General features: G+C 33.8%; 22 protein-coding genes. 14 read left to right on the forward strand and 8 right to left on the reverse strand.

The features are described from left to right. The first annotated feature begins 291 nt into the window (after positions 1-291). A complete protein-coding gene (locus KWG70_RS14340; protein WP_230936734.1) occupies positions 292-2,271 on the forward strand; it encodes an endonuclease in 1,980 nt (659 codons plus the stop codon). A 31-nt stretch (positions 2,272-2,302) separates the two neighbouring features. Here KWG70_RS14340 and KWG70_RS14345 read toward each other — a convergent pair whose 3' ends face one another. After that, positions 2,303-4,528 carry a M56 family metallopeptidase gene (locus KWG70_RS14345; RefSeq protein ID WP_230936735.1) on the reverse strand — a complete coding sequence of 742 codons (2,226 nt, stop codon included), beginning with the start codon at positions 4,526-4,528 and terminating at the stop codon, positions 2,303-2,305. A 2-nt stretch (positions 4,529-4,530) separates the two neighbouring features. Further along, the gene (locus tag KWG70_RS14350; RefSeq protein ID WP_230936736.1) at positions 4,531-4,890 is read right to left on the reverse strand and encodes a BlaI/MecI/CopY family transcriptional regulator; all 360 of its coding nucleotides are present in this window, start codon (positions 4,888-4,890) and stop codon (positions 4,531-4,533) included. A 168-nt stretch (positions 4,891-5,058) separates the two neighbouring features. Here KWG70_RS14350 and KWG70_RS14355 point away from each other — a divergent pair, with 168 nt between their 5' ends. Then, positions 5,059-6,006, forward strand: coding sequence for a calcium/sodium antiporter (locus KWG70_RS14355; RefSeq protein ID WP_230936737.1), 948 nt, complete (start codon positions 5,059-5,061; stop codon positions 6,004-6,006). A 55-nt stretch (positions 6,007-6,061) separates the two neighbouring features. Here KWG70_RS14355 and KWG70_RS14360 read toward each other — a convergent pair whose 3' ends face one another. Further along, positions 6,062-7,075, reverse strand: coding sequence for a glutamine synthetase beta-grasp domain-containing protein (locus tag KWG70_RS14360; RefSeq protein WP_230936738.1), 1,014 nt, complete (start codon positions 7,073-7,075; stop codon positions 6,062-6,064). Positions 7,076-7,265: 190 nt separating this feature from the next. On the opposite strand from KWG70_RS14360, the gene KWG70_RS14365 reads away from it, so the two are divergent. The 4 genes from KWG70_RS14365 to KWG70_RS14380 all read left to right on the forward strand — a co-directional run bounded on the left by KWG70_RS14365 (position 7,266) and on the right by KWG70_RS14380 (position 11,924). Beyond that, positions 7,266-9,452 carry a glutamine synthetase III family protein gene (locus KWG70_RS14365; protein WP_230936739.1) on the forward strand — a complete coding sequence of 729 codons (2,187 nt, stop codon included), beginning with the start codon at positions 7,266-7,268 and terminating at the stop codon, positions 9,450-9,452. A 211-nt stretch (positions 9,453-9,663) separates the two neighbouring features. Beyond that, the gene (locus KWG70_RS14370; protein WP_230936740.1) at positions 9,664-9,804 is read left to right on the forward strand and encodes a hypothetical protein; all 141 of its coding nucleotides are present in this window, start codon (positions 9,664-9,666) and stop codon (positions 9,802-9,804) included. Between the two features lie 224 nt (positions 9,805-10,028). Continuing rightward, entirely contained in the window at positions 10,029-10,709 is a 681-nt protein-coding gene (locus KWG70_RS14375) for a Curli production assembly/transport component CsgG (protein WP_230936741.1), read from the forward strand. A 36-nt stretch (positions 10,710-10,745) separates the two neighbouring features. Further along, entirely contained in the window at positions 10,746-11,924 is a 1,179-nt protein-coding gene (locus KWG70_RS14380) for an AIR synthase related protein (RefSeq protein WP_230936742.1), read from the forward strand. On the opposite strand, the gene KWG70_RS14385 is transcribed toward KWG70_RS14380, so the two are convergent. Then, the gene (locus KWG70_RS14385; protein WP_230936743.1) at positions 11,921-12,211 is read right to left on the reverse strand and encodes a hypothetical protein; all 291 of its coding nucleotides are present in this window, start codon (positions 12,209-12,211) and stop codon (positions 11,921-11,923) included. The genes KWG70_RS14380 and KWG70_RS14385 overlap by 4 nt on opposite strands. Positions 12,212-12,321: 110 nt before the next feature. Here KWG70_RS14385 and prfA point away from each other — a divergent pair, with 110 nt between their 5' ends. From prfA to KWG70_RS14400, 3 genes are read left to right on the forward strand one after another with little or no spacing between them, the layout of a single operon-like run. Next, positions 12,322-13,398: a peptide chain release factor 1 gene (gene prfA / locus KWG70_RS14390; RefSeq protein WP_230936744.1), complete on the forward strand. Its 1,077-nt coding sequence runs from the start codon at positions 12,322-12,324 to the stop codon at positions 13,396-13,398. 33 nt (positions 13,399-13,431) lie between these two features. After that, complete coding sequence (pyrF, locus tag KWG70_RS14395; RefSeq protein ID WP_230936745.1) at positions 13,432-14,244, forward strand: orotidine-5'-phosphate decarboxylase; 813 nt, start codon at positions 13,432-13,434, stop codon at positions 14,242-14,244. Between the two features lie 31 nt (positions 14,245-14,275). Beyond that, entirely contained in the window at positions 14,276-15,061 is a 786-nt protein-coding gene (locus KWG70_RS14400) for an ABC transporter substrate-binding protein (RefSeq protein WP_230936746.1), read from the forward strand. On the opposite strand, the gene KWG70_RS14405 is transcribed toward KWG70_RS14400, so the two are convergent. Together KWG70_RS14405 and KWG70_RS14410 are read right to left on the reverse strand one after the other, a co-directional pair. Beyond that, the gene (locus tag KWG70_RS14405) at positions 15,036-15,263 is read right to left on the reverse strand and encodes a Lacal_2735 family protein (protein ID WP_230936747.1); all 228 of its coding nucleotides are present in this window, start codon (positions 15,261-15,263) and stop codon (positions 15,036-15,038) included. The two genes, KWG70_RS14400 and KWG70_RS14405, sit on opposite strands and share 26 nt — an antisense overlap. A gap of 77 nt (positions 15,264-15,340) precedes the next feature. Further along, a complete protein-coding gene (locus KWG70_RS14410) occupies positions 15,341-15,541 on the reverse strand; it encodes a Lacal_2735 family protein (RefSeq protein ID WP_230936748.1) in 201 nt (66 codons plus the stop codon). A 245-nt stretch (positions 15,542-15,786) separates the two neighbouring features. Between KWG70_RS14410 and KWG70_RS14415 the strand changes: the two genes are divergently transcribed. Beyond that, positions 15,787-16,293, forward strand: a complete 507-nt coding sequence (locus KWG70_RS14415; RefSeq protein ID WP_230936749.1) for a hypothetical protein — start codon at positions 15,787-15,789, stop codon at positions 16,291-16,293. Between the two features lie 9 nt (positions 16,294-16,302). On the opposite strand, the gene KWG70_RS14420 is transcribed toward KWG70_RS14415, so the two are convergent. Next, the gene (locus tag KWG70_RS14420; protein WP_230936750.1) at positions 16,303-17,010 is read right to left on the reverse strand and encodes a DUF4197 domain-containing protein; all 708 of its coding nucleotides are present in this window, start codon (positions 17,008-17,010) and stop codon (positions 16,303-16,305) included. Positions 17,011-17,165: 155 nt separating this feature from the next. Here KWG70_RS14420 and KWG70_RS14425 point away from each other — a divergent pair, with 155 nt between their 5' ends. Both KWG70_RS14425 and KWG70_RS14430 read left to right on the forward strand, forming a co-directional pair. Beyond that, on the forward strand, positions 17,166-18,005 hold the full coding sequence (locus KWG70_RS14425) for an MBL fold metallo-hydrolase (RefSeq protein WP_230936751.1): 840 nt from the start codon (positions 17,166-17,168) through the stop codon (positions 18,003-18,005). 84 nt (positions 18,006-18,089) lie between these two features. Next, positions 18,090-19,202, forward strand: coding sequence for a TlpA family protein disulfide reductase (locus KWG70_RS14430; RefSeq protein ID WP_230936752.1), 1,113 nt, complete (start codon positions 18,090-18,092; stop codon positions 19,200-19,202). A 36-nt stretch (positions 19,203-19,238) separates the two neighbouring features. On the opposite strand, the gene KWG70_RS14435 is transcribed toward KWG70_RS14430, so the two are convergent. Beyond that, on the reverse strand, positions 19,239-20,339 hold the full coding sequence (locus tag KWG70_RS14435) for an OmpA family protein (RefSeq protein ID WP_230936753.1): 1,101 nt from the start codon (positions 20,337-20,339) through the stop codon (positions 19,239-19,241). A 357-nt stretch (positions 20,340-20,696) separates the two neighbouring features. On the opposite strand from KWG70_RS14435, the gene KWG70_RS14440 reads away from it, so the two are divergent. Together KWG70_RS14440 and KWG70_RS14445 are read left to right on the forward strand one after the other, a co-directional pair. Then, entirely contained in the window at positions 20,697-24,107 is a 3,411-nt protein-coding gene (locus KWG70_RS14440; RefSeq protein WP_230936754.1) for a methylmalonyl-CoA mutase family protein, read from the forward strand. Positions 24,108-24,195: 88 nt separating this feature from the next. Further along, positions 24,196-25,314: a response regulator transcription factor gene (locus KWG70_RS14445; RefSeq protein ID WP_230936755.1), complete on the forward strand. Its 1,119-nt coding sequence runs from the start codon at positions 24,196-24,198 to the stop codon at positions 25,312-25,314. Positions 25,315-25,367: the final 53 nt, after the last annotated feature.

Raw genomic sequence — 25,367 nt, forward strand, 5'->3', positions numbered from 1 at the left:
ATTATGTGACGCTCTTGAATGAAGTTACAAAATGTAATATTAAAATGCGTTTTTGTTTATTTTTTGTAATAATTCAAGGGGTGTTTTGGTGCTTTTTTTTAAAACCAAGGGGGTTTTCGTCATAAAAATGCCCAAAAGAGAATGTTTCATCTTTTTTAGTTTTTAATTTTCGAGATTTGAGCAATATCAAATGGACTAAAAAAAAGCTGTCTTTTTCATAAATTTTATCATTTATTAAGATGATAATGGAGAATAGCTTCGATAGATGATTACATTTGTAAAAAACATACAATGAAAACACCGCTATTATATTTCATTTCCATATGTTTTATGCAACTTGCATTTTCACAAGTCGTTATTAACGAATTAGATTGTGACACTCCTGGAGTTGATAATATGGAATTCCTAGAACTTTTAAGTGATACACCAAACTTTCCATTAGATGGCTATGTCGTTGTCTTTTTTAATGGCTCTACCTCAGGAATGAATTCGAGCTACTTCACAGTCGACCTAGATGGTTATGAGACCGATATTAACGGATTATTATTAATTGGTAGTAACTCTGTGAGTCCAGTACCTCAATTGCTCATTTCAGAAAATGTAATTCAAAATGGCGCAGATGCGGTTGCTATTTATCAAGCCGATGATACTGATTTTCCAGAGCAAACGGTGGCAACCATTGATAATTTGATTGATGTATTAATCTATGGAACAGCAGATGCTGATGATGCAGATATGATTGCAATTTTTAATCAAGATCCTAGGTTTACTAGTATTCAACAAATTAATGAAGGGTCTGGAAATAATACAAATTCAATTCAGCGATTTGTTGATATGGACGATAATGTTTCTTATACAGCGACAACACCTACTCCAAGGCAACTTAATGATGGAAGCGGCGTAGTACTCAATGGGGTTAGTATTAGTGTTGCTCAAACGCAATACAATGAAGATGATAGCTTTGATATTACATTTACTACCGAAACACCAGTTACAGAAGCCTTAAACTTTAATATCCTTCTTGATAATTTTGGTTTTAATACCTCTGATTTTACTGGAAATACTATGATTACAATTCCTGTAAGTCAAAATATGGCGTCGACAACAATTTCTTTAGTTGATGACATGGATGATGAAGGTGATGAAGTGACACGTATTCGATTTGAAAGTTTGCCTGCAGAGTATTTAGAGCTTAATAATAATTTAGAAATTCGTATCGTGGATAATGATTTTACCATGGCTAATTTTGGAACACCTTTAAATCCTACCTTCGGAAATGTAACAAGTACGCAGCCTACTGGTTATTATAATTCATTAGATGGGTTGGCAGATACTGAATTACGTCAGGCTTTACAAGACATTATAGCTAATCCAAATGTGGTTAGAGCTCAGACTTATGCAGATGTGCTAGATATATTGGTAGATGCCGATCAAAATCCATTAAACAGTAATCAAGTTTGGTTATTGTATATAGAGCAAGGTCGTGCTAAGTTAGACTTGCAAACAGGATCTAATAATAACGGAAAATGGAATCGAGAACATACATATCCACGTTCTAGAGGTGGTTTTTTTGATATTGAAGAAGATGAAATTGCTGATGGGATTGATGTGTTTTGGACTACCAAGGCTGATTCCCTACGCCATGGAAATTCTGATGCGCATGCGCTTCGTGCTGCTGATGGACCAGAAAATAGCGCAAGAGGAAATCAACATTATGGTCAATATACTGGACCATTGGCAACCCAAGGTAGTTTCTACGGAGATGTTGCTAGAAGTGTTTTATATATGGAAATTAGATATAATGGCTTGCAAGTAGTTAACGGTTTTCCAGAAAACGGACCTGGTGAATTGGGTGATCTTGCAACATTATTGGATTGGCATAGAAATGATCCGCCAGATGATTTTGAAATGAATCGTAATAATATTGTTTATAATTGGCAATTTAACCGAAATCCGTTTATTGATCAACCCGATCTAGTAGAGTATATATGGGGAACTAATGTAGGTGATACTTGGGATCAACAATTAAGTGTGTCAGAGTTTGATGCAAATACAATTAAAATTTATCCTAACCCAAGTAACGGGACTATTTCAATTAAAGGATTAGAAAATGAAGCAGTATTAAGTGTATTTTCAATAGAAGGAAGGCAAATTAAAACAGTAGTACTTAACGAAGATCGCTTATTGAATCTTAATTTAGCAAGTGGTATATATGTACTTCAAATAGCCTTAAAAAATAAAACAACGACTAAAAAACTTGTTGTAGAATAAAAAAAGCCCAAACTAAAGTTTGGGCTTTTTTTTAATTACCTATGGCTCTTATAAATAAATTTTCTCCTTGAGATTTCCCCATGACAATATCAGGAATTGCTTGATCTTTTTCTTTCCAACTTGATGTTGATTTACTGCCTTTCTTATCATTAAGTGTAATTTTTATACTGGTTATTTCGCCAGCTTTATTACGTCGCACTTTAGAGAATTTTGCATCTATACCATGCTTTTTTAATTCGCTTTTCTGTTGTTTTAAAAAGGCATCAGAAGAGTTTTTAGAGATAATGAATTCTGCTGTGCTATAATCATCTCCTACAACATATGCATATGACCCTTTAGTTTCAACAATCACAGGACTTATATGTCCTTTTACAACAGCTCCAGTTCTATATCCAGTAACTACTTTAGGTGATTTTGTATTAACAACTATAACACCATTCTTTCCTTTTTCCCCATAAACCTTAACAGCTCTTTGATCTTTTATGACATCAATGCTATTAATGGCATTAGGATTAATATCACTTATCGTTCCTGTAGTTATGGCTTTTCCGTCAACAATAATAAGCGGCTGCTCGCCATCAGATTGGATAAATTCGTAAGTACCAATAGTGTTATTTTTACCAGCTCCTCTTACTACAAATTTATTTCCTCCTCCTTTTTTGGTCATTACCACAACCCCATTCTTAGCTTTGCCACCATAAGATTGCACAGCTGTTGTACCTTTTAATACATTTATGGATTGGATTTGTTCAGAATCGACATCTTCAAAGTCAGCTTTCTCTACAACCTTTCCATCTATAATAAATAGTGGGTCATCAGATTCGGAAATAAAAATATTACGCTTTCCATTTTCCGAAGCATTGATACTTATTTTTTTGCCATTTTCTTTAACCCAAAAATTTTGCCCTGCTTTTTGTTCTAAAATTATTGGTTCGTCTCCACTAGAGGTTTTGATCCTTACTTTAGAGGTCTTTTTTTGTCCGTCCTCCTCATCACTTTCAAAAACATATACATTACTGCTACCAGTCGATTGTGCTTTTACTTCTCCGTCTTTGGTTTCATAAACAAATACATTTTGCCCTTTGTCTAAAGAGCCAATATTAAATGAATCTTTGGTGCTTTTAAAACGGAATGCTTTAATCCCATCATCACCATTGATGTTGTAATTAGAAGAGCGTTCTGCACTTTTAAAATCGGTTTTAATACTAGTGATTTGACCTTCCTTGTTTCGTTTGAGATTAGAGTAAGTGAACGTAATGCCTTTGTCTTCTAATCGTTCTTTAAGCTTTTTTAATTGTTCGTCGGTCGTGTCTTTAGTGATGACGATCTCTATATCACCAGTTTGAGGAATGAGATATTCGGCTTCAGTTTTTTCTTCTGAAGGCACTTCAACATATATGGTTTCTGTGTTGAAACTCATCATAAAAAGAGCCAGTAACGGAAGTACCAGGCAGAACTTAAGTTGGTTAATCTTGTTTGATTTTGATTTGTGTAACATAACAATTCGTTTTTTAATTAATGATGTGTAAAAATTATTTGTAAATGCTAGTTGATGGTTTTTCACGCTAGCTTTTAATAAAACTGTTTGATAGCTTATATCACATTCGGATATGTATTGTGCTTTTTGGTCGGCAATAAATTCTAAATTTTGCTGTAATGCTTTCTTATAGAGCCAAATAATTGGATTAAACCAAAATAAAATGCATGAGATTTGAGCAACAATAGTATCTATAGAGTGTAACTCTTTAGTGTGCACTTTTTCATGATTGATCACATGTGCTAACTCATCGTCTTTGAATAGGCTCGGATTATACACGATGCGATTAAAAAATGAAAACGGAGCAACTTGAGCTTTTGTTTCTAGAAGTTTGTATGAGCTCGAGAATCGTATCTGACTAGTTTTTAGAATTTTTCGGAGCGATAAAAATTCGATAGCTAATTTTCCGAAGAAAAATAAAATACCAATAAGATAGGTCCAAATAATCAATTGAGTGTAATCAAATGGTTCTGTTTCTATGGCAACATTGTTAACTGCTATGGGAACAGTCGTATCTGTGGCGAAGGTAAAACCTGAAATATTCGTCGCTGTGTACTCGACATAATTTGGAATAACAACAAGTGGAATACAACTTGCAAACACCAATCCTGATAATAAAAACCAACGATTAGCTTGGAAAAAAGTTTCCCGTTGCAAAAACAATTGATAGCATAAATAGAATATTAATAGTACAGCAGATGCTTTAAGTAAATAGTCCATAATTATTTCTTTTTTTCTATTAAAGCGATAATCTCTTTAAGTTCATCAACACTTATTTTTTCTTCCTTGGCAAAAAACGATACAACGTTCTTGTACGAATTATTAAAGTAATTCTCAATAGCTGTATTCATAAACCGTTCTTTATAAGCTTCTTTACTTACAATAGGGAAGTATTGATGTGTTTTGCCATAGGCATTATAGCTTACATAGCCTTTTTCTTCCAAGTTTCTAATAATTGTAGATAAAGTATTGTAATGTGGTTTATCTTCGTTGATCTCTGCAAGTACATCTTTTACAAAGCCTTTTTCAAGTCTCCATAAGATGTGCATGATCTCTTCTTCTTTGTTTGTAAGTTTTTGCACGATTACTGATTTTTTGATTGCTCTACAAACCTATAACTATTTTTATAGTTATACAACTATTTATTTAGTTATTTAACTAAAATTTAAGTTTTATTTGCATTGAATTAGCATGAATTAAAGTAATTGACACTCTATAAATTATGCTATCTTCGCAAAAATTTAAATTGAATGAGCTTAGTCTGGATAATTCTAGGATTGATGTTATTGGTAATAGGAGGTGAGTTTTTAGTGCGCTCATCTGTCGCATTGTCATTTAAATTGAGTATTTCAAAAATGGTTATTGGAATGACAGTGGTGAGTTTTGCAACATCAGCTCCAGAGTTATTGGTGAGTTTAAATGCGGCATTAAATGAGTCTCCAGCAATCGCTATAAATAATGTTATTGGCTCTAATATTGCTAACATTGGTCTCGTTCTAGGAATTACGGCTATTGTAAGTTCTATAGCTGTAGACAAGTCATTTTATAAGCTTAACTGGCCGGTGATGATGATGTTTTCAATAGCATTATATTATTTTTTGAATAATGACAATCAGTTATCTCCCATTGAAGGTGGTACATTATTTATAGCACTAATTGTTTTTTTAATTGTACTTATACGATCTGCAAAAAAAGATACGTCTACCGAAGCTATTGATGAAAACTTAGCCATAGTTTCAAATTTTAAAATTTCGACGTGGTTGCTTATTGGAGCAGCTGCTCTCTATTTTGGATCTGAATGGTTGGTAGAAGGAGCAAAAGATCTAGCGAGAACTTTAGAAGTTAGTGAAGCCGTTATTGCGGCAACTGTTATAGCAATTGGTACGAGTGTTCCAGAGTTAGCGGCATCGGTTATTGCTGCTGTAAAAAAGGAAAAAGCCTTGTCCTTAGGAAATTTAATTGGTTCTAATATCTTTAATATAGGTTCTGTGCTTGGCTTAACTTCGATTGTGAAAACAATTCCTGTGACAGATGTCTCTATTTTAGAGCACGATATTTTCTGGATGTTAGCTTTTGCTGCAGTATTGATTTTATTGATTTTTATTCCGAAGCGATTTCAAATATCAAGATATAAAGGTTTGCTGTTGGTAGCAGCCTATGGTACATTCATCTTTTTAGCTTTTAAATCTCAAGCATAAAAAAAACGCCTTCTCAATTTAAGAAGACGCTTTTATGAACAAAATATTTACTAATCTAGCTGATATCAGCAGACTTCACAGTTTTAATAATACGACCAGCAATTTTATAAGGATCACCGTTTGATGCTGGACGACGATCTTCTAACCAGCCTTTCCAGCCTTTTTCAACAGTAATAATAGGAATACGTATAGAAGCTCCTCTATCTGAAATTCCATATGAAAAATCAGATACATGGGCAGTTTCATGTAAACCTGTTAAACGCTCATCATTAAAGGCGCCATAAACATCCATGTGCTCATCTGTAACTGGTCTGAAGGCTTCACAGATTTTTCTGTAAGTATCCTCACTACCACAAGTTCTTAAAGTTGTATTAGAGAAATTAGCATGCATTCCTGAACCATTCCAATCACCTTTAATTGGTTTTGGATGGTATTCAATGTAGTACCCATATTTTTCAGTTAAGCGATCTAGTAAATAGCGCGCTACCCAAATTTCATCACCAGCTTTCTTTGCACCTTTAGCAAATAATTGAAATTCCCACTGGCCAGGCGCTACCTCTTGGTTAATACCCTCGAAGTTCAATCCAGCAGCAATGCATAAATCTGCATGCTCTTCAACAAAATCTCTTCCCCAAGTATAACGACCACCAACTGAGCAGTAGTACTTTCCTTGTGGTCCTGGGAATCCACCTCTTGGAAAACCTAAAGGTAGATCAGTTTTAGTATCCATTAAGAAGTATTCTTGCTCAAAACCAAACCAGAAATCATTGTCGTTATCGTCAATTGTGGCTCTAGCATTAGAAGGATGAGGTGTACCATCGGAGTTTAATACTTCAGACATTACCAAATAACCATTCTTTCGTGTTGGATCTGGATAAATAGCAACAGGCTTTAAAAGGCAATCAGAAGATCCGCCTTCTGCTTGTTCGGTTGATGATCCATCAAAAGACCATACGGAACAGTCTTCTAGTTTTCCACTAAAGTCATCTTCTACTTTAGTCTTACTTCTCATGTTTTGTGTTGGCTCATGTCCATCTAACCAAATGTATTCTAATTTAGATTTGCTCATGCTGTTTTAATTTTTTAAAAATTGAAAGCACAAATATTGTAATTTTTATGTTTTGGTCAAAAAAAAGAGGGGTGTTTTAGATAAAATGTTATTAACAATTGTTTATACCCTAATTTTTTAGGGGTTAATCATGTATATTTTTAAATATTGGTTATTTTTGCCCTGTTAAATTTGATAAACAGTATATTTTATGTCTACTCTAAGATTTCATGCGTTAAAAGAAGTATTTAACCATCGACCTATTCATATTGAAGAAAACACAAGACGTTCTGAAATCTTTGGAGCTAATGTTTTTAATGAGTCAACAATGCGACAGTACTTGACTAAAGAAGCATTTGAAAGTGTAATGGATGCTATTAGCGATGGCTCTAAAATAGATAGAACTGTAGCCGATCATATTTCAACAGGTATGAAAGAGTGGGCAATTTCTAAAGGCGCTACACATTATACACATTGGTTTCAACCTTTGACAGGGGCAACTGCAGAAAAACATGATGCTTTTTTCGAAACAATTGGTAACGGGCTTTCAATAGAAAAGTTTGGAGGAGGTCAACTCGTTCAACAAGAACCAGATGCATCAAGTTTTCCAAATGGAGGTATAAGAAATACCTTTGAAGCTAGAGGGTATACAGCTTGGGATCCAACATCTCCAGCATTTATTTATGGAACTACATTATGTATACCAACCGTTTTCGTAGCGTATACTGGAGAGGCTTTAGATTATAAAACGCCTTTGTTACGTGCACTTCAAGCTGTAGATTCAGCAGCAGTAGCCGTTTGTAAATATTTTGATAAAAACGTAAAGAAGGTAAATGCATCACTTGGTTGGGAACAAGAATATTTTTTAATAGATAGTGGTTTGGCAATGTCAAGACCAGATATTGTATTAACTGGTCGTACACTTTTAGGGCATTCACCTGCTAAAGGACAACAATTAGATGATCATTACTTTGGTACTATACCTAATAGAGCTATGGCTTACATGCGTGATTTGGAGACCGAATGTATGCTGTTGGGAATTCCTGTAAAGACCAGGCATAATGAGGTTGCACCTAACCAGTTTGAATTGGCGCCAATCTATGATGAAGCTAATTTGGCTGTTGATCACAATTCGTTATTAATGGATGTGATGGATAAAGTTGCAGAGCGCCACAATTTTAAAGTACTATTTCATGAGAAACCTTTTGCAGGTGTTAATGGTTCTGGAAAGCATAATAATTGGAGTTTGGGAACAAATACTGGTGTTAACTTATTGAGTCCAGGAAAAACACCAATGAGTAATTTACAATTCCTCACATTTTTTGTAAACACGATTAAAGCCGTACATGATAATGAAGAATTATTGAGAGCAGCTATTGCTTCAGCAAGTAATGATCATCGCTTAGGTGCTAACGAAGCGCCACCTGCTATTATTTCGGTGTTTATTGGGGCGCAATTGACAAAAGTACTTGATGAGTTGGAAAATGTAACTAATGGAAAGTTGTCGCCTCAAGAAAAAACAGATCTCAAATTAAACGTAGTTGGTAAAATTCCGGATGTTTTACTAGATAATACAGACCGAAATAGAACATCACCTTTTGCATTTACAGGTAACAAATTTGAGTTCAGAGCTGTGGGATCTACTGCAAATTGTGCAAACCCTATGACTATTTTAAATACCATTGTGGCTAAGCAATTAATCGATTTTAAGAATGAGGTCGAGCAATTGATTTCTAAAAAGGATATGAAGAAGGATGATGCTATTTTTAATGTATTAAGAGAATACATAAAGATGTCTAAACCTATTCTTTTTGAAGGAAATGGTTATGGTGAAGCCTGGGAGAGAGAAGCTAAAAAACGCGGATTAAGTAATAATAAAACAACACCAGAAGCATTGAAAGCTAAAGTATCTCAAAAAGCAATTCGTCTTTTTGATGATTTAGGCGTCATGAACAAAATTGAGAGTGAAGCGAGATATGAGATTGAAATGGAAGAGTATGTATTGCGAATTCAGATCGAGGGACGTGTGCTTGGCGATATTGCACGAAATCATGTCGTGCCAACCGCAGTTCGTTATCAAAACATTTTAATAGATAATGTTAAGGGACTTAAAGAGATATATGGTAACGCTTTCAAAACTCTAGCTAAGGAACAACTTAATCTCATTGAAGAGATCTCAAGTCATATTGAAGGCATTAACTCTAATGTTACCAAAATGACAGAAGAGCGAAAAAAAGCCAATACTATTGAGAATTTAGAAAAAAAGGCAGATGCCTATTGTTTTAATGTTAAGCCTCTTTTTGACGATATTAGATACCACTGTGATAAATTAGAATTATTAGTAGACGACGAACTTTGGCCTTTAACCAAGTATAGAGAGTTGCTATTTACTAAATAAACTATACATCTAAAAGCCTCATTTGTTGAGGCTTCTATGTTTTCGTAAGGGCTAATGAGCGTCATAATCTACGTAGTTTTACGTAGATGTTCTTTATAATTAATGTATTTCAACGCATAATTTTATCAAATAGTCGAAAATATGGTTAAAGCAAGCACAACACTGACATAATTAGTTAAGTTTGTAATGCTATTAATCAATTTTTTGTAAAATGAAAAAGTTACTACTAAGCGTAGCAGCTCTCATGTTTGCTACCTTGTTGTTTTCTCAAGACGATTCTAAGGACGTAAAAGATGGCCTTACTCAGGACAACGTTGTTAAGACCGAAGCGAGATTTCAAGCAGAATCGTAAATGATTTCTGATGCTTACAAAAATTAGTTGGCATTGCTTTCATTGCCAGTTAAAAAGACAAATGAATTTTTTAAATCCATTTGTCTTTTTTTATGTGTCATAGTTAATTTTTTAAAAAATGTAACTCATTGATAATTAATTTTTTATATTGCCAGCCGCATTACCAAATCTTTTGAACCTAAAATCACTTTGTTATTGGTTTCGTTTAACCAAAACAAAATTTGATGATAGCACAACAAATTCGTTTCAATTTACTAGCAATAGTAATCTGTCTAATTGGTTTTCAAGGCTTTACTCAAGAGCAAACCGAAATGCCAAAAGCACCTAAGACCAAGTTTTATGACCTAAGAGGGACTAATGCCTTTGATGTGGCTTTAGGCACTTCAGTTATAAATGGGGATTTTATAGATCCTATGTTTGAGATCTATAGTCATTTTGGTTACAAAAGACATTTAACGCCTCACTTAGCTATAGATTTTGGATATCATAAGTTCAACTTAGCATATATAGACCTTTTTAATGAAGGTTTTATGTCTTTTGATTTAAATATGGAACTGTTACTCATACCACATGAGCGATTCTCTCCTTTTATTTTTGGAGGTGCTGGATACAATGCTTCAAATCACTTTAAGCAAACAGCTCCAAAAGTTCAAGGGGGTATCGGTTTAGAATGTATTGTATCCAATCAATTTGCACTCAAATTATATACTGATTATAATTATGTTTCGAGCGATACACTCGATGGTTTGGAAGCTGGAGCATCAGACGACACCTACTTTAGAATAGCTTTTGGCCTCAACTTCTATTTTGGTGGTGCTCAAAAGAAAGCTAAAATCCTTAAAGATTATTCTACCGAAATTGAAGCAAATTCAATAACTGATGATAAAAATAGACCTAAATTGTAATTAACAATTCTTATTTTTGTGGCTCAAAATAAATCCATGAGCCAAGATATTAGCAAACGTTATGCGCAAAGAGGAGTGTCTGCCTCCAAAGAAGATGTGCACAATGCTATAAAAAATATAGATAAAGGTCTATTTCCTAAAGCATTTTGTAAAATCGTTCCAGACTATTTAACTAACGATGATGATTACTGCTTGATTATGCATGCTGATGGTGCTGGCACCAAGAGTTCATTAGCCTATATGTACTGGAAAGAGACAGGAGATCTTTCGGTATGGAAAGGTATAGCTCAAGATGCCCTTATCATGAATATTGACGATTTGCTATGTGTTGGAGCAACAGATAATATTATGTTGTCTTCTACCATTGGTCGTAATAAAAACTTGATTCCTGGAGCAGTTATTTCTGCTATAATTAATGGCACAGAAGAACTTATTGAAGATCTAAAATCATTTGGAGTTACTATCCATTCTACAGGAGGTGAAACTGCCGATGTTGGAGATTTAGTTCGAACTATAATTGTTGATTCAACTGTTACGGCTCGTATGAAACGTAGTGCTGTAATTGACAATGCTAATATTAAAGCAGGAGATGTGATTGTTGGTCTCGAGAGTTTTGGTCAGGCAACTTATGAGAAAGAATATAATGGTGGAATGGGAAGTAATGGACTAACATCTGCGCGTCATGATGTGTTTCATAAGTACTTAGCAGAAAAATATCCAGAGAGTTTTGATGCATCTGTACCCGAAGATCTTGTCTACTCTGGACAAACAAAACTAACTGATAATGTTGAAGATTCTCCTATAGATGCGGGTAAATTAGTGCTGTCACCTACACGTACTTATGCGCCAATTATAAAAGCAATTCTATCTCAGTTCTCTTCGGAAACCCTACATGGTATGGTACATTGTTCTGGTGGTGCTCAAACTAAAATTCTACATTTTATAGATAACTTGCATATTGTGAAAGATAATATGTTTGATATTCCGCCACTATTTAAATTAATTCAAGAGCAATCAAAAACAGATTGGGAAGAGATGTATCAGGTATTTAATTGTGGACATCGAATGGAATTATATGTCTCTCCAGATATTGCAGATACAATCATCGAGATTTCAAAATCATTTAATGTCAATGCTCAAATTATTGGACGTGTTGAGGCTTCCGAAGAAAAAAAGCTTACGATTAAAAGTGAATATGGTATTTTCGAATACTAGATAAAACCTTTTATTAAAAGTAGAAAGGACGTCGTTAGCAACCCATCAAATAAGAATATAACGGTAAAAAATTTCATATTGGAAACACCTCTAATTCTATAAAAACGCAAGCGTTGTCTCACCTTTCTGTCGCTAATTAAAAACCAAAGTACAAAGACCAAAAAGAGTTTTGTTGATAACGCCAAAATAAGCTCAGGGTTGATAATTGTTATTCCCAGAGTGACAATAAATGACCATAAAGCCATTGATTTGTAGTAGTTTAGTATGGATTTTACTTGCTTTCGCATGTAGATATAACGTTAAAACTTATCAGATTATTTTTCATTATAGTAACAAGTTTTTCACTATGGTGAATCCATAAATTATCGTATTTTTGAATCACAATTTTAGAAGATAAATGTTAGAGAAATTACAAATAGTCAAGCAGCGTTTTGATGAGGTGAGTGATTTGATCATTCAGCCAGATATAATAACAGATCAAAAACGTTATGTGCAGCTTAACAAAGAATATAAAGATTTACGCATCCTTATGGATAAACGTGAATTATATATAGAACTGACGAATAATTTAAAAGAAGCAGAAGAAATTATTGCTGATGGCAGCGATGCTGAAATGTTAGAAATGGCTAAGATGCAATATGATGAAGCTAAGGAAGGTATCCCAAAACTTGAAGAGGATATTCGTTTCTTACTCATTCCTAAAGATCCTGATGATGCTAAAAATGTGGTTGTCGAAGTAAGAGCAGGAACTGGAGGAGACGAAGCCAGTATTTTTGCAGGAGATTTATACAGGATGTATACTAAATATTGTGAAGGTAAAGGTTGGAATGTAAGTGTTGTGGATTTAAATGAAGGAACGGCAGGAGGCTTTAAAGAAATTATTTTTGAAGTTTCTGGAGATGATGTTTATGGGACTATGAAGTTTGAAGCGGGTGTACATCGTGTACAACGTGTACCACAAACAGAAACTCAAGGACGTGTGCATACAAGTGCGGCTACTGTTATGGTATTACCCGAAGCAGAAGAGTTTGATGTCGAACTCGACATGACAGAAGTAAGGATTGAACGAACAACATCAACAGGTCCAGGAGGGCAATCGGTAAATACAACTTATTCAGCTATAAAACTTCATCATGAACCTACCGGAATGATTGTGAGTTGCCAAGATCAAAAATCATCACATAAGAATTTAGAAAAAGCTTTAAAAGTATTACGTTCGCGACTATACGAAATGGAATTAGCAAAAAAACAAGCGGCAGACTCTGAAAAACGTAAGAGTATGGTGAGTTCTGGAGACAGAAGTGCTAAGATTAGAACTTATAATTATCCACAAGGACGTGTCACAGATCATAGAATTGGATTAACATTATATGATTTACAGAATATTATAAATGGTGATATTCAAAAACTGATAGACGAATTAATGCTAGCCGAAAATACTGAAAAGTTAAAAGCTAGTGATGAACATATATAAATGTAGAGCCTCTTTTTTGGAGGCTTTTTTAATATGACAACACAACAACTTACAGCACAAATTAAAAAAAAGAACTCCTTTCTTTGTATTGGATTGGATGTCGATTTAGATAAAATTCCTAAGCATTTATTAAGTGAAGAAGATCCAATTTTTGCATTTAATAAAGCAATCATAGATGCAACGCATCACTTATGTGTGGCATATAAACCCAATACAGCATTTTATGAAGCGTATGGATTAAAAGGTTGGAAAGCATTGGAAAAAACAATTCTATATCTCAATAAGAAACATCCTGAATTGTTCACTATTGCAGATGCAAAACGCGGTGATATTGGCAACACCAGTACAATGTATGCCAAAGCCTTTTTTGATGATCTAGCATTTGATAGTGTGACCGTAGCACCTTATATGGGAAAGGATTCTGTAGAACCATTTTTAGCATTTGATAATAAACATACAATTCTTTTGGCATTAACATCTAATCAAGGTGCTTTTGATTTTCAAACAAAAACCGTTGATGGTCATGAATTGTATAAACAAGTTCTTGAAACCTCTAAAACTTGGGAAAACGCTCAAAACCTCATGTATGTAGTTGGTGCCACTAAGGCAGAATATCTAAGAGATATAAGGCAAATTATTCCAGATAGTTTTTTGTTGGTTCCGGGAGTTGGAGCTCAGGGTGGTAATTTACAAGATGTTTGTAAATATGGGATGAACGATTCCGTAGGTTTGTTAATTAATTCATCACGCGGAATTATCTATGCCTCTCAGAATGAAGATTTTGCACAGGCCGCTGCTCAAAAAGCTGAAGACTTACAGCAACAAATGAAAGCGATTTTGTCGTAAATTATCTTACGGAGTGCACTAGGCGTTAAATATGATTTATAAAGACCAGCTAAATAGATTATTGGATTTTGATGATACACCAAAACGAATCATCTCGTTAGTGCCATCTCAAACAGAACTGTTGGTCGATCTTGGTTTAGAATCTTTAATTGTGGGCGTAACAAAATTTTGCGTGCATCCTCAAAACTTGAGGCAGAAGAAAACGATTGTTGGTGGTACAAAGCAAGTCAATTTCTCTAAAATTAAAGATCTAGATCCTGATATTATTCTTTGTAATAAAGAAGAAAACACCAAGGCGATGATTTCAGAATTAGAGCATATTGCACCTGTTCATATTAGTGATATTTTTGATTTAGAAGATGCTCTAGAACTTATTGATATGTATGGTGATTTGTTTTCTAGAGAAGAAAAAGCAATCGAAATAATTCAAAGTATTAAGGCTGTTAGATATGACTTTTTAGAATATATTACAGATGAACCTAAGCTTAAGGTTGCCTATTTTATCTGGAAAAACCCATGGATGGTAGCTGCTCAAAATACGTTTATAGATGCTATGCTCAAATTAAACAATTTTGAAAATTATTTTGAGCATTTAGAGCGTTATCCTGAGATCGAACTTGATGAGATGAATAAAAACATTGATGTTATAATGTTGTCTAGTGAACCTTATCCTTTTAAAGAAGATCATGTCAAACAACTCAAAGTTATATTTCCAAAGACAAAAATTGTATTAGTTGATGGTGAATATTTTTCTTGGTATGGATCTCGGTTAAAACATGCTTTTACATATTTTAAAACGCTGCATCAAGACCTTTAGCTTCCATTTTTTTTAAACTGAGAATACGCTGTTTTAGCTTTTGAGCTTCATATAATAAAATATCACTTAAGCTCATGTCTGTTTGTTCAACATTGTATGCCTCTTCCATGACACGTGTGTACTTATCCTCTAGCTCTTTAATGCTAAAAACTTTACGTCTTGTGGGACGTCTTTTTCCAACTTTGCAAAAATGTGAATTCATAATAACTTGCTTTTATACCTTATATACGGTTAAAAAACTAAGCTTAGTTGAAAGAGGTACGTTAAAAAAACGTGAAATTAATTCTGCTGAGCCAACATGAGATCTCTATTTAAATATTTAAGCTTATTGATCTTATGAAGTAGCTTGATTGCTTTATATTCTGAAATATCACTTAAAGCAGAATCCGTTTGCCTAAAATTATAAGCTTGCTCAATAAGCGTTTTATAGCGAGCTAATAATAGGTTGTGATTGTCGATGATTCGTTTTGTGTATTTCATCACAGAAATTATTTGTAATTAAATTTAGATAAAATATTGTAATTCAGCACTATAATTTTTGAAAATGTTGATAAAAAAATCGACCTAAAGGAATAGACCGATTTTTTTTACTAACTTTTTCGAAGTAAAAATGAAAAAGACTTACTAACTATAACAAATATGAGATGTATTTTCGGTTTTAATGTTATGTTAATATTAGCTTTATATTAATTGTGAATACATACTCTAATAGTAAATATTACAAAATGAAGCATACGTTACTTTTAATTACACTTGTTTTTTCTTCCTTGAGTTTTGCGCAGAATACTAACTGTAATTGCTGTACTGAAAATCATAAAGCCTTTGATTTTTGGGTAGGTGAGTGGACGGTTACAAATCCAGATGGAACTGCTGCCGGTGAGAATTCTATCCAAAAGATTCAGGACGGCTGTATTTTATTAGAAAAATGGACTAGCGCTAAAGGTGGTTATACAGGAACAAGTCAAAATTTCTATAACCTAAAAACCAAGCAATGGGAACAACTTTGGATAGATAATCGCGGTGCCCATCTAAAGCTTAAAGGCAACAGAAAAGGAAACCAAATGATTATGCGAACCGATGATGAAACCAATACAGATGGAAAATCATTTTATCATCGTATTACATGGACATCAAATGCCGATGGATCTGTTAGACAATTGTGGGAAACGATAACTGAAGGCAAAGACACTACAATTGCTTTCGACGGACTTTACAAAAAGAAAAGTAACTAGAAAACGTTTTTAGTCTTGAAGCGCGAATACTTTCTTTAATAAGTCAGTAGTTCTTGACGATACTTTATTTCGTATTTCTTTTTCTTCAACAGCAATCATAGTATAAACACCTTTTAATGCCTCTCCAGTAACATAATCTGTAAGGTCAGGATTTACATTGTTTGTAAAAGGAATCGCATTGTATTTATTGATGAGGTTTTCCCAAATCTGGTCTGCACCAACTTTAGAAAATGAATTTTGTATCACAGGTTTAAACTTATTGTAAAGTGCTGTTCGTGTTTTTGAAGTCAAATATTGAGTAGCTGCGTCATCGTTACCTAGCAAAATACTTTTTGCGTCGTTGAAAGTAATATCTTTAACTGCATTTATAAATATGGGAGTCGCTTCGCTAACGGCATCTTCAGCAGCTCTGTTTAATACTTTTAGACCTTCATCAGCTAAATTCCCTAAACCAATATCACGCAATCCTTTGTCAACTTTTTGTAATTCTTCAGGGAGTAAGATTTTTACCAACTCATTCTTGAAAAAACCATCTTTTTGAGTAAGCTTAGTTACTTGTTTGTCTATTCCTAAGTCAAGAGCCTGACGAAGCCCTGATGCAATATCGGCATTACTTAAAACACCTCCGCCTTGAGGAAGATTATTAACAACGTCTTGTAATTCTGCACAAGCAGTCAAGTTGAAAATTAAAACAAAAGCTAAAAATTTACGAATCATGATTTTGGGATTTTATATATTTAACAAATATAGATATTTTACTAATGAAGGTCATTCAATTTTTGTGCCTAATACCGATAGTTCTTTTTTTTAATTGTAAAGAGGCAAAAAAAGATGAAGCTAGTATAAATAGTTTTAAGCAATATATAACAGTTTTGGGTATAGCTCAAGATGCAGGTTTTCCGCAGATTGATTGTGAGAAGTCATGTTGTTCGTCCTTTTATAAAGGCGAAGAATCCAAAAAATTAGTGTCGTGTTTAGGTTTGGTAGATATAGAGTCTAATCAAAAATGGTTATTTGATGCCACTCCGGATATGCCTGAACAAATTCAAAATTTAAAATCTAAACATTTAGATAACAATAAAGTTATTGATGGTGTTTTTTTAACACATGCTCATATTGGTCACTATACAGGCTTAATGTATTTAGGATTTGAAGCTTTAGGAGGAGATCATATTCCAGTGTATACGATGCCAAGAATGAAACATTACCTTGAAACTAATGGGCCTTGGAGTCAGTTAGTGAGTTTTAGAAATATTCAATTAGAAAAACTCCAAAGAGACTCTACCATGAGGATTAGCAATGCATTAAAGGTTACACCTATACAAGTGCCTCATAGGGATGAGTTTTCAGAAACCGTTGGATATAAGATTGAAGGACAGAATAAGTCGGCATTATTTATTCCTGATATTGATAAATGGCATATTTGGCAAAAAGATATTGTGCAGGAGGTGAAACAAGTAGATTACGCCTTTCTTGATGCTTCATTTTTTAGAGATGGAGAATTAAAGCGAGATATGAGTAAAATACCACATCCTTTTACTACTGAAACTACGACGTTATTTGAAAATGAATCAATGGCAACAAAAAATAAAATCTATTTTATACATTTTAATCATACCAATCCAACCATAAGGGATGCGCATCCGCTAAAAGATAGTATTCAAAGTTTGGGGTTTAATTTTGCCAAAGAGGGTCATGTATTTGATTTGTAATTGAGAAAATCAGAATTAATTACTTTAAAATACTATTTTAGCACAATAGTTGTTAATATAAAGGGAGTTATAAAAACAAATGAAATGAATTGTAAAAAAATTCTTGTACTCTTACTCTGTATTAGCTTTCCATTTATAAGCAGTAGTCAAGTTCGTTTTTCTGAAACGATACAAGCCTCTAAATCTGCTAATGATACAAAAGCATCACTTTTCTTTATTGATTTTTGGGCAACTTGGTGTGGACCATGTGTCTATGCATCTGAATACTTAGGTGTTTTACAAAAACAATACCCAGATCGCTTTTATGTAGTCTCTTTGTCTGAAGAAAATCCTGAAGTTGTCAAGAGATTTCTTAAAAAACATCCGACAGATTTGGCTGTTTCAATTGATTATAAAGGAGAAACATTTAAAGCAAACAATACGAGAGCACTTCCATACGGACTTCTTTTGAACGCCAAAGGAACTGTATTATGGAAAGGAAGTCCTACCGATTTTAAACAAGCAGACCTTGAGCGCTATTTAAGGCAGCATACCAAACAAAGCGATATTAGTAATGTATTTAAAGTGCAAAAAATAAAGGCCGAAACATTCAAAGCCGATTACAGACCTAAATCAGATTTTGAAATGAAATCGCTTAAGAATCAAACTTATGAAACACTTGTTCGTAATGTTAAAGGGAATTATGTTCATTACAAAGGCGATTTAAAAAGTATTATTGCTAGAGAACAAAAACTTCTCATTAATCAAGTATTAATAAGTTCAGAATTGAATAAAACATATGAAGTTTATATAAAGAAAGGAACTAATGCAACCTTTCAGATTTTAGATCAACTCAAATTAGATCTATTTCATACTGAAACAAAAGGGGATGTATTAATGTTGGACATATCCAATATTCGTTATTGGGATACACAACAAATTGATTGGGGAAAAAATACTGCTCAATACCTAATTGATGACACACAAATTCAAGCAGATAATGTTACCTTCAATGATGTTATATATCAGTTAGCTTCTGTTTTAAATTTACCTGTTGTCATTAAAAAAGGTGAAGCAGATGAGTTGAAGCATGATTGGCAAATCCACCATAGATTCTACAATCTTATGGAAACAGATTTGCAAGACACCTATGGTATTAAAGTGAGTAAAGAAAAAGGGAGTTTTAAAGTTTATAGCATAAGAAAAAAGACACCTTAAAAGGTGTCTTTTTTATAATCTAATTTAGAAGTGCTATTAGTTATTTAATACTCTAAATTCTGTACGTCTGTTTCTTCTGTGTTCTGTATCTGAACAATCTACACCATTAGAACAACGATTTGTTAATCTAGACTCTCCATATCCTTTAGCAGATAAACGACTTCTAGAAATACCTTTAGATACTAAGTAGTTTACAACAGAATTAGCACGTTGCTGTGATAAAGACATGTTGTAATCATCATTACCTCTAGCATCTGTATGCGCCATAATCTCAATACTTACAGGCTTATCATTTAAAATTGGTAATAACGTTTCATCAATCGTTCTTTTAGATGCAGCAGTTAAACGAGCGCTAGCAGTTTCATAAAAAATAGGAATAACTGTTGGGTTCAATAATTCACACTCAACTTCTTCCCAAGTCGTAATACCACCTTTTTGATCAAGAATAGTTCTAGTTACAGTTTCTGTTCTGGCAGGAATAGTATTGCTTCTTGTGCTAGCAGGAACATCTACAACTTGACGTGTTATTGTTTTGTACTCTGCTGGAATTTCAATTTTATCCATACGAGCAGGAGTTTTGATAACACGCTTTTTATAAGAAGTCATCTGCTCAGAAACAGGTACAGCATTTGTACTTGCGTCTGTTGCTAAAGTTGTAAAAGGAACATCTCTATTAGTTGCTGGATATTCAACAAAACAAGCAGCAACACAGTCGTCTTTGTTTACAGAAGGACAGTCTTCAAGAATCTTGTATTCCCAACCTGAAGTTGCAGGATATGTTTGAAAAGATCTAGAATCTCTACCAAATGTAGCAGGAACGACTTTTAAATCTGTACGTCCTTCTTTTTTTACATAAGATACATCTACAGTTTCATAAGTTGCTGGAGTATACACATATTTCTCTGTAGCTTCTTTAACTAATACTGTTTCTTCTACAGTTTTATATGTTGCAGGTACAACTTCTAAAGTTGTATATGCAGGATACACTTGTAAGGTTTCTGTAACTTCTTTAAACGTATCTTTAGTGATACATTTTACATAGCATTTTCCAGGTTCTGGATTTGTCGGTAGCCCTTGAGCTTGAACGTAACCTACACTTGCCATGAAGCATAGGAATAAAAATAATTTTTGTTTCATAAAATTAAAAATTAGTTAATGGTTATAGATAATTGTTTATAGCTTCACTCACTGTGAGGCAATAATTTAGACACATAACTTTTTAAAGCGTCACTTTGTAATGACCTTTAACCAAAAGTAGATTTTCTTAAAATTTTGATTATAATTTAGCTCAGAAGAATAAGGAATGTAAATTTAATAAAAAATTAACATAATATTAAAAAATATCATAATTTTTTAATATAAAAAATCCTACAAAAATTTTATTAATAAAATCTTAAAACCCTATTTTCTCCTTTATTAAAGAATTCTAAATAATTGAATGCTTCTTTTGAAAATTCCGTAAATTTGTGTCTTTAAAACATCATAATATTACGAATGAAGCAAGTCGCACCATATCACCCAAAATATAAAGTAAGAATTGTAACTGCAGCCTCCCTTTTTGATGGTCATGATGCATCTATCAACATCATGCGTCGAATTATTCAAGCCACAGGTGTTGAGGTTATTCATCTAGGGCATGACAGAAGTGTTGAAGAAGTTGTTAATACAGCCATTCAAGAAGATGTAAATGCTATCTGTTTGACTTCATATCAAGGTGGTCATAACGAATATTTTAAATACATGTATGACCTGCTTAATGAAAAAGGAGCTGGACATATTAAAATCTTCGGAGGTGGAGGAGGTGTTATTCTACCATCAGAGATTAAAGAGCTTATGGATTATGGGATTTCAAGAATTTATTCTCCTGATGATGGTCGTGAAATGGGATTGCAAGGTATGATTAATGATTTAGTCGAAAAATCAGATTTTGCCATTGGTGATGCGTTAAATGGAGAGTTAGACAATCTTCCGAAGAAGAACCCTAAAGCGATTGCTCGTGTGATTTCTTCTGCAGAAAACTTTCCAGATATAGCTAAAGAGACTTTAGATAAAATACATACTAAAAATAAAAATTCAAAAACGCCTGTTCTTGGAATCACTGGTACTGGTGGCGCTGGGAAATCGAGTTTGGTGGATGAATTGGTGAGACGTTTTTTAATAGATTTTCCGGAAAAAACAATCGGTATCGTTTCAGTTGACCCTTCAAAACGAAAAACAGGAGGCGCTTTATTAGGAGATAGAATTCGTATGAATGCTATTAATTCACCTCGAGTGTATATGCGCAGTTTAGCAACACGTCAATCTAATTTAGCCTTATCAAAGTATGTCAATGAAGCAGTGGAAGTATTAAAAGCTGCCGAATATGACTTAATCATTTTAGAAACTTCAGGAATTGGGCAATCTGATACCGAAATTATTGAGCACAGTGATGTGTCATTGTATGTTATGACTCCAGAATTTGGAGCAGCTACACAGCTTGAAAAAATCGATATGTTAGATTTTGCAGACTTGGTAGCGATTAACAAATTTGACAAACGTGGTTCGTTAGATGCTTTACGAGATGTGAAAAAACAATACATGCGTAACAATAATCTTTGGGATACACCACAAGAGGAGTTGCCAGTATTTGGAACTATAGCTTCACAATTTAACGACCCTGGAATGAATACACTCTACAAAGCCATTATGGATAAGATTGTAGAGAAAACAGATACAGATTTGAAATCGACATTTCATATTTCAAATGAAATGAGCGAAAAGATTTTTGTGATTCCACCATCTAGAACGCGCTACCTTTCTGAAATTGCCGAAAATAATCGCGCGTATGACAAAACCGCAAACGAACAGGTTGAAGTAGCTCAAAAGCTTTATGGGATTTATAAAACTATAGAATCTGTGAGTGATAACACACCACAATTGGATAAAGCTGGAATTGATTCAGAGTCTTTGAATTCTGATGAAAATAAAGAGTTCATCAAATTGTTGGTTGGAGAATTTGATCGTGTAAAACTAAACTTAGATCCTTACAATTGGGAAGTGATTACAGGTTGGGATGAGAAAGTAAATAAGTATAAAAATCCGATATATTCATTCAAAGTTCGCGATAAAGAAATAAAAATTGAAACACATACAGAGTCTTTATCACACACCCAGATTCCGAAAGTAGCTTTACCAAAATATCAAGCTTGGGGAGATATTTTACGTTGGACCTTACAAGAAAATGTACCTGGTGAGTTTCCTTATACTTCGGGATTGTATCCGTTTAAGAGAACAGGTGAAGATCCTGCACGTATGTTTGCTGGTGAAGGTGGTCCTGAGCGAACTAACCGTCGTTTTCATTATGTGAGTATGGGCTTGCCTGCTAAGCGTTTATCTACTGCATTTGATAGTGTGACGCTCTACGGAAATGATCCAGATCACAGACCAGATATTTACGGAAAAATTGGAAACGCAGGTGTATCGATTTGTTGTTTAGATGATGCTAAGAAATTGTATTCAGGATTCAATTTAGCAGATGTCATGACGTCGGTAAGTATGACTATTAATGGTCCTGCACCAATGTTATTGGGCTTTTTTATGAATGCAGCAATTGATCAGCAATGTGAAATCTATATAAAAGAGAACAATCTTGAAAAAGACGTTGAAGCTAAAATAGCTAAAATCTATAAAGACAAAGAACGTCCAACGTATAATGGCGAACTTCCAGAAGGAAATAATGGTTTAGGGTTAATGCTTTTAGGTGTTACTGGAGATCAGGTATTACCAGCTGATATTTACCAAAGTATCAAAGCTCAAACCATTGCACAAGTAAGAGGAACAGTTCAAGCTGATATTTTAAAAGAAGATCAGGCCCAGAATACCTGTATTTTCTCTACAGAATTTGCATTGCGCTTAATGGGTGATGTTCAAGAATATTTTATTGAGAATAATGTGCGTAACTTCTATTCGGTTTCAATTTCAGGTTACCACATCGCAGAAGCTGGTGCTAATCCAATTTCTCAGTTAGCATTTACACTAGCTAACGGATTCACTTATGTGGAGTATTACTTATCACGTGGAATGGATATTAATAAGTTTGGACCAAATCTTTCTTTCTTTTTCTCCAACGGAATCGATCCTGAATATGCGGTAATTGGACGCGTTGCCAGAAAAATCTGGTCTAAAGCCATGAAGCATAAGTATGGTGCAAATGCTAGAGCACAAATGCTGAAATATCATATTCAAACTTCAGGACGTAGCTTACATGCTCAGGAAATTGATTTTAATGATATTCGTACAACACTTCAAGCGTTATATGCTATATATGACAATTGTAATTCATTACATACCAACGCCTATGATGAAGCTATTACAACACCTACAGAAGAATCTGTACGTCGAGCGATGGCCATTCAGTTAATAATTAATAAAGAATTAGGACTAGCCAAAAATGAGAACCCTATTCAAGGGTCATTTATTATAGAAGAGTTGACAGACTTGGTTGAAGAGGCTGTGTTACTAGAGTTTGACCGAATCACTGAACGAGGTGGTGTGCTTGGCGCTATGGAAACGATGTATCAGCGAAGTAAAATTCAAGAAGAAAGTTTGTATTATGAAACATTAAAGCATAATGGTAAGTTCCCTATTATTGGTGTGAATACGTTCTTGAGTTCTAAAGGATCTCCAACTGTTATTCCTGCCGAGGTTATTAGAGCGACAGAGGAGGAAAAACAATTTCAGATCAAAACGTTGGAGAACCTTCATAAGGCTAATGACACAAAAACCTTATTAAAAAACTTACAGCATAAGGCCATTAACAATGAAAATATCTTTGAAGCACTAATGGATGTTTGTAAAGTGTGCTCCTTAGGGGAGATTACTTCTGCTTTATTTGAAGTAGGCGGACAGTATAGGAGAAATATGTAAAATATATATAACTTACGTTTATCAAATACACTAAAATCCCTTTTCATCGAGGGATTTTTCTATATTTAATACTTCAAACTAAAGAGTAATGCTTTCGACTATTGAATATACGGTTACCTCTATTGTATGTATTATTACTGCAATTATTATTCAGCGCATCTTTATAAAAGAACATAAACGTGGTACAAGTAAGGCTGCTATCAATGGAATTAAATGGTTTGGACTAGCTATTTTTGTTTGGGGTATAGGTGCACTGCTCAATATCGTTTTTACTTATATACTAGGATGGTCATCAAGTCATAAATTAATCATTTATGTGGGTGTCGTCATTTCATTGGCCAATTCATTATTCATCTTATTGTCTTTACCTTCCATAGAGCATAATCACACAAGAGGAATCATAGTAAGACTAATTGAACGCTTTTCGACCAAAGAATTCATTGGTTTATACTCTGGCGTATTAGGAATGATTGCGTTTGTATTTATTGCGACATCATATACTAATGAAGATATAAGTAATAATTTCATTTGGCTTATCGATATTCCAATCTCAATTTTTGTTGCTTTATCCTTATTGTATGAACTCAATAAAGCATTTAAAAGTCGGCAGATGAAGTTTATGTATCTGCCAACATTTGCATTATTTGTACTAATTATTATTGCTGTATCACATAGAATTATTCCTCAAGATCAAGTCATTCAAGTTATCGATCAGCAATTTTGGAGTGTTGTAGGAAGTATCACAGCCATTTCTTTTAAATTTCTTTTTATTTTATTGTTTTCAATTTTGTTGTACAGTTGGAAGTTTCTTTCTGAAAAAGAACAACAACAATCAATGGTAAAGCAATTGTCAGAAGATAAGACAAAACTAGAGCATAAATTAGAGCAGATGACCTTGGCCAATGAAAGTCATCTAGATACCATTAAAACGATGAAAAGGGAACTAGTTGGTCTTCGTGAATTACATCATATAGAACTTTCTGATCGACAAAAAGAAGTTTTAGCCAACCTAGCACTATTAGGTCAACAAAAATCTTATACCGAAATTGCCGAGGCAATGCATATTAGCGTAGATGGATTTCAAACCCATATTCATCAAATAAAAAAAATGCTCAATATTAAAGGTAGTGAGGGCAAGGAGCAATTAATCGCTTATGCTAAAGAGCATAATCTACTTAAATACGCAACGGTAAAACCTAATGCTTAAGTACGTGGTTAACTAGTACAAGTTAAAAATTTCAACACTACGTAACCTTTTGG

The organism is Psychroserpens luteolus (assembly GCF_021032705.1).
In the GTDB taxonomy this organism is placed as follows: domain Bacteria; phylum Bacteroidota; class Bacteroidia; order Flavobacteriales; family Flavobacteriaceae; genus Psychroserpens; species Psychroserpens luteolus.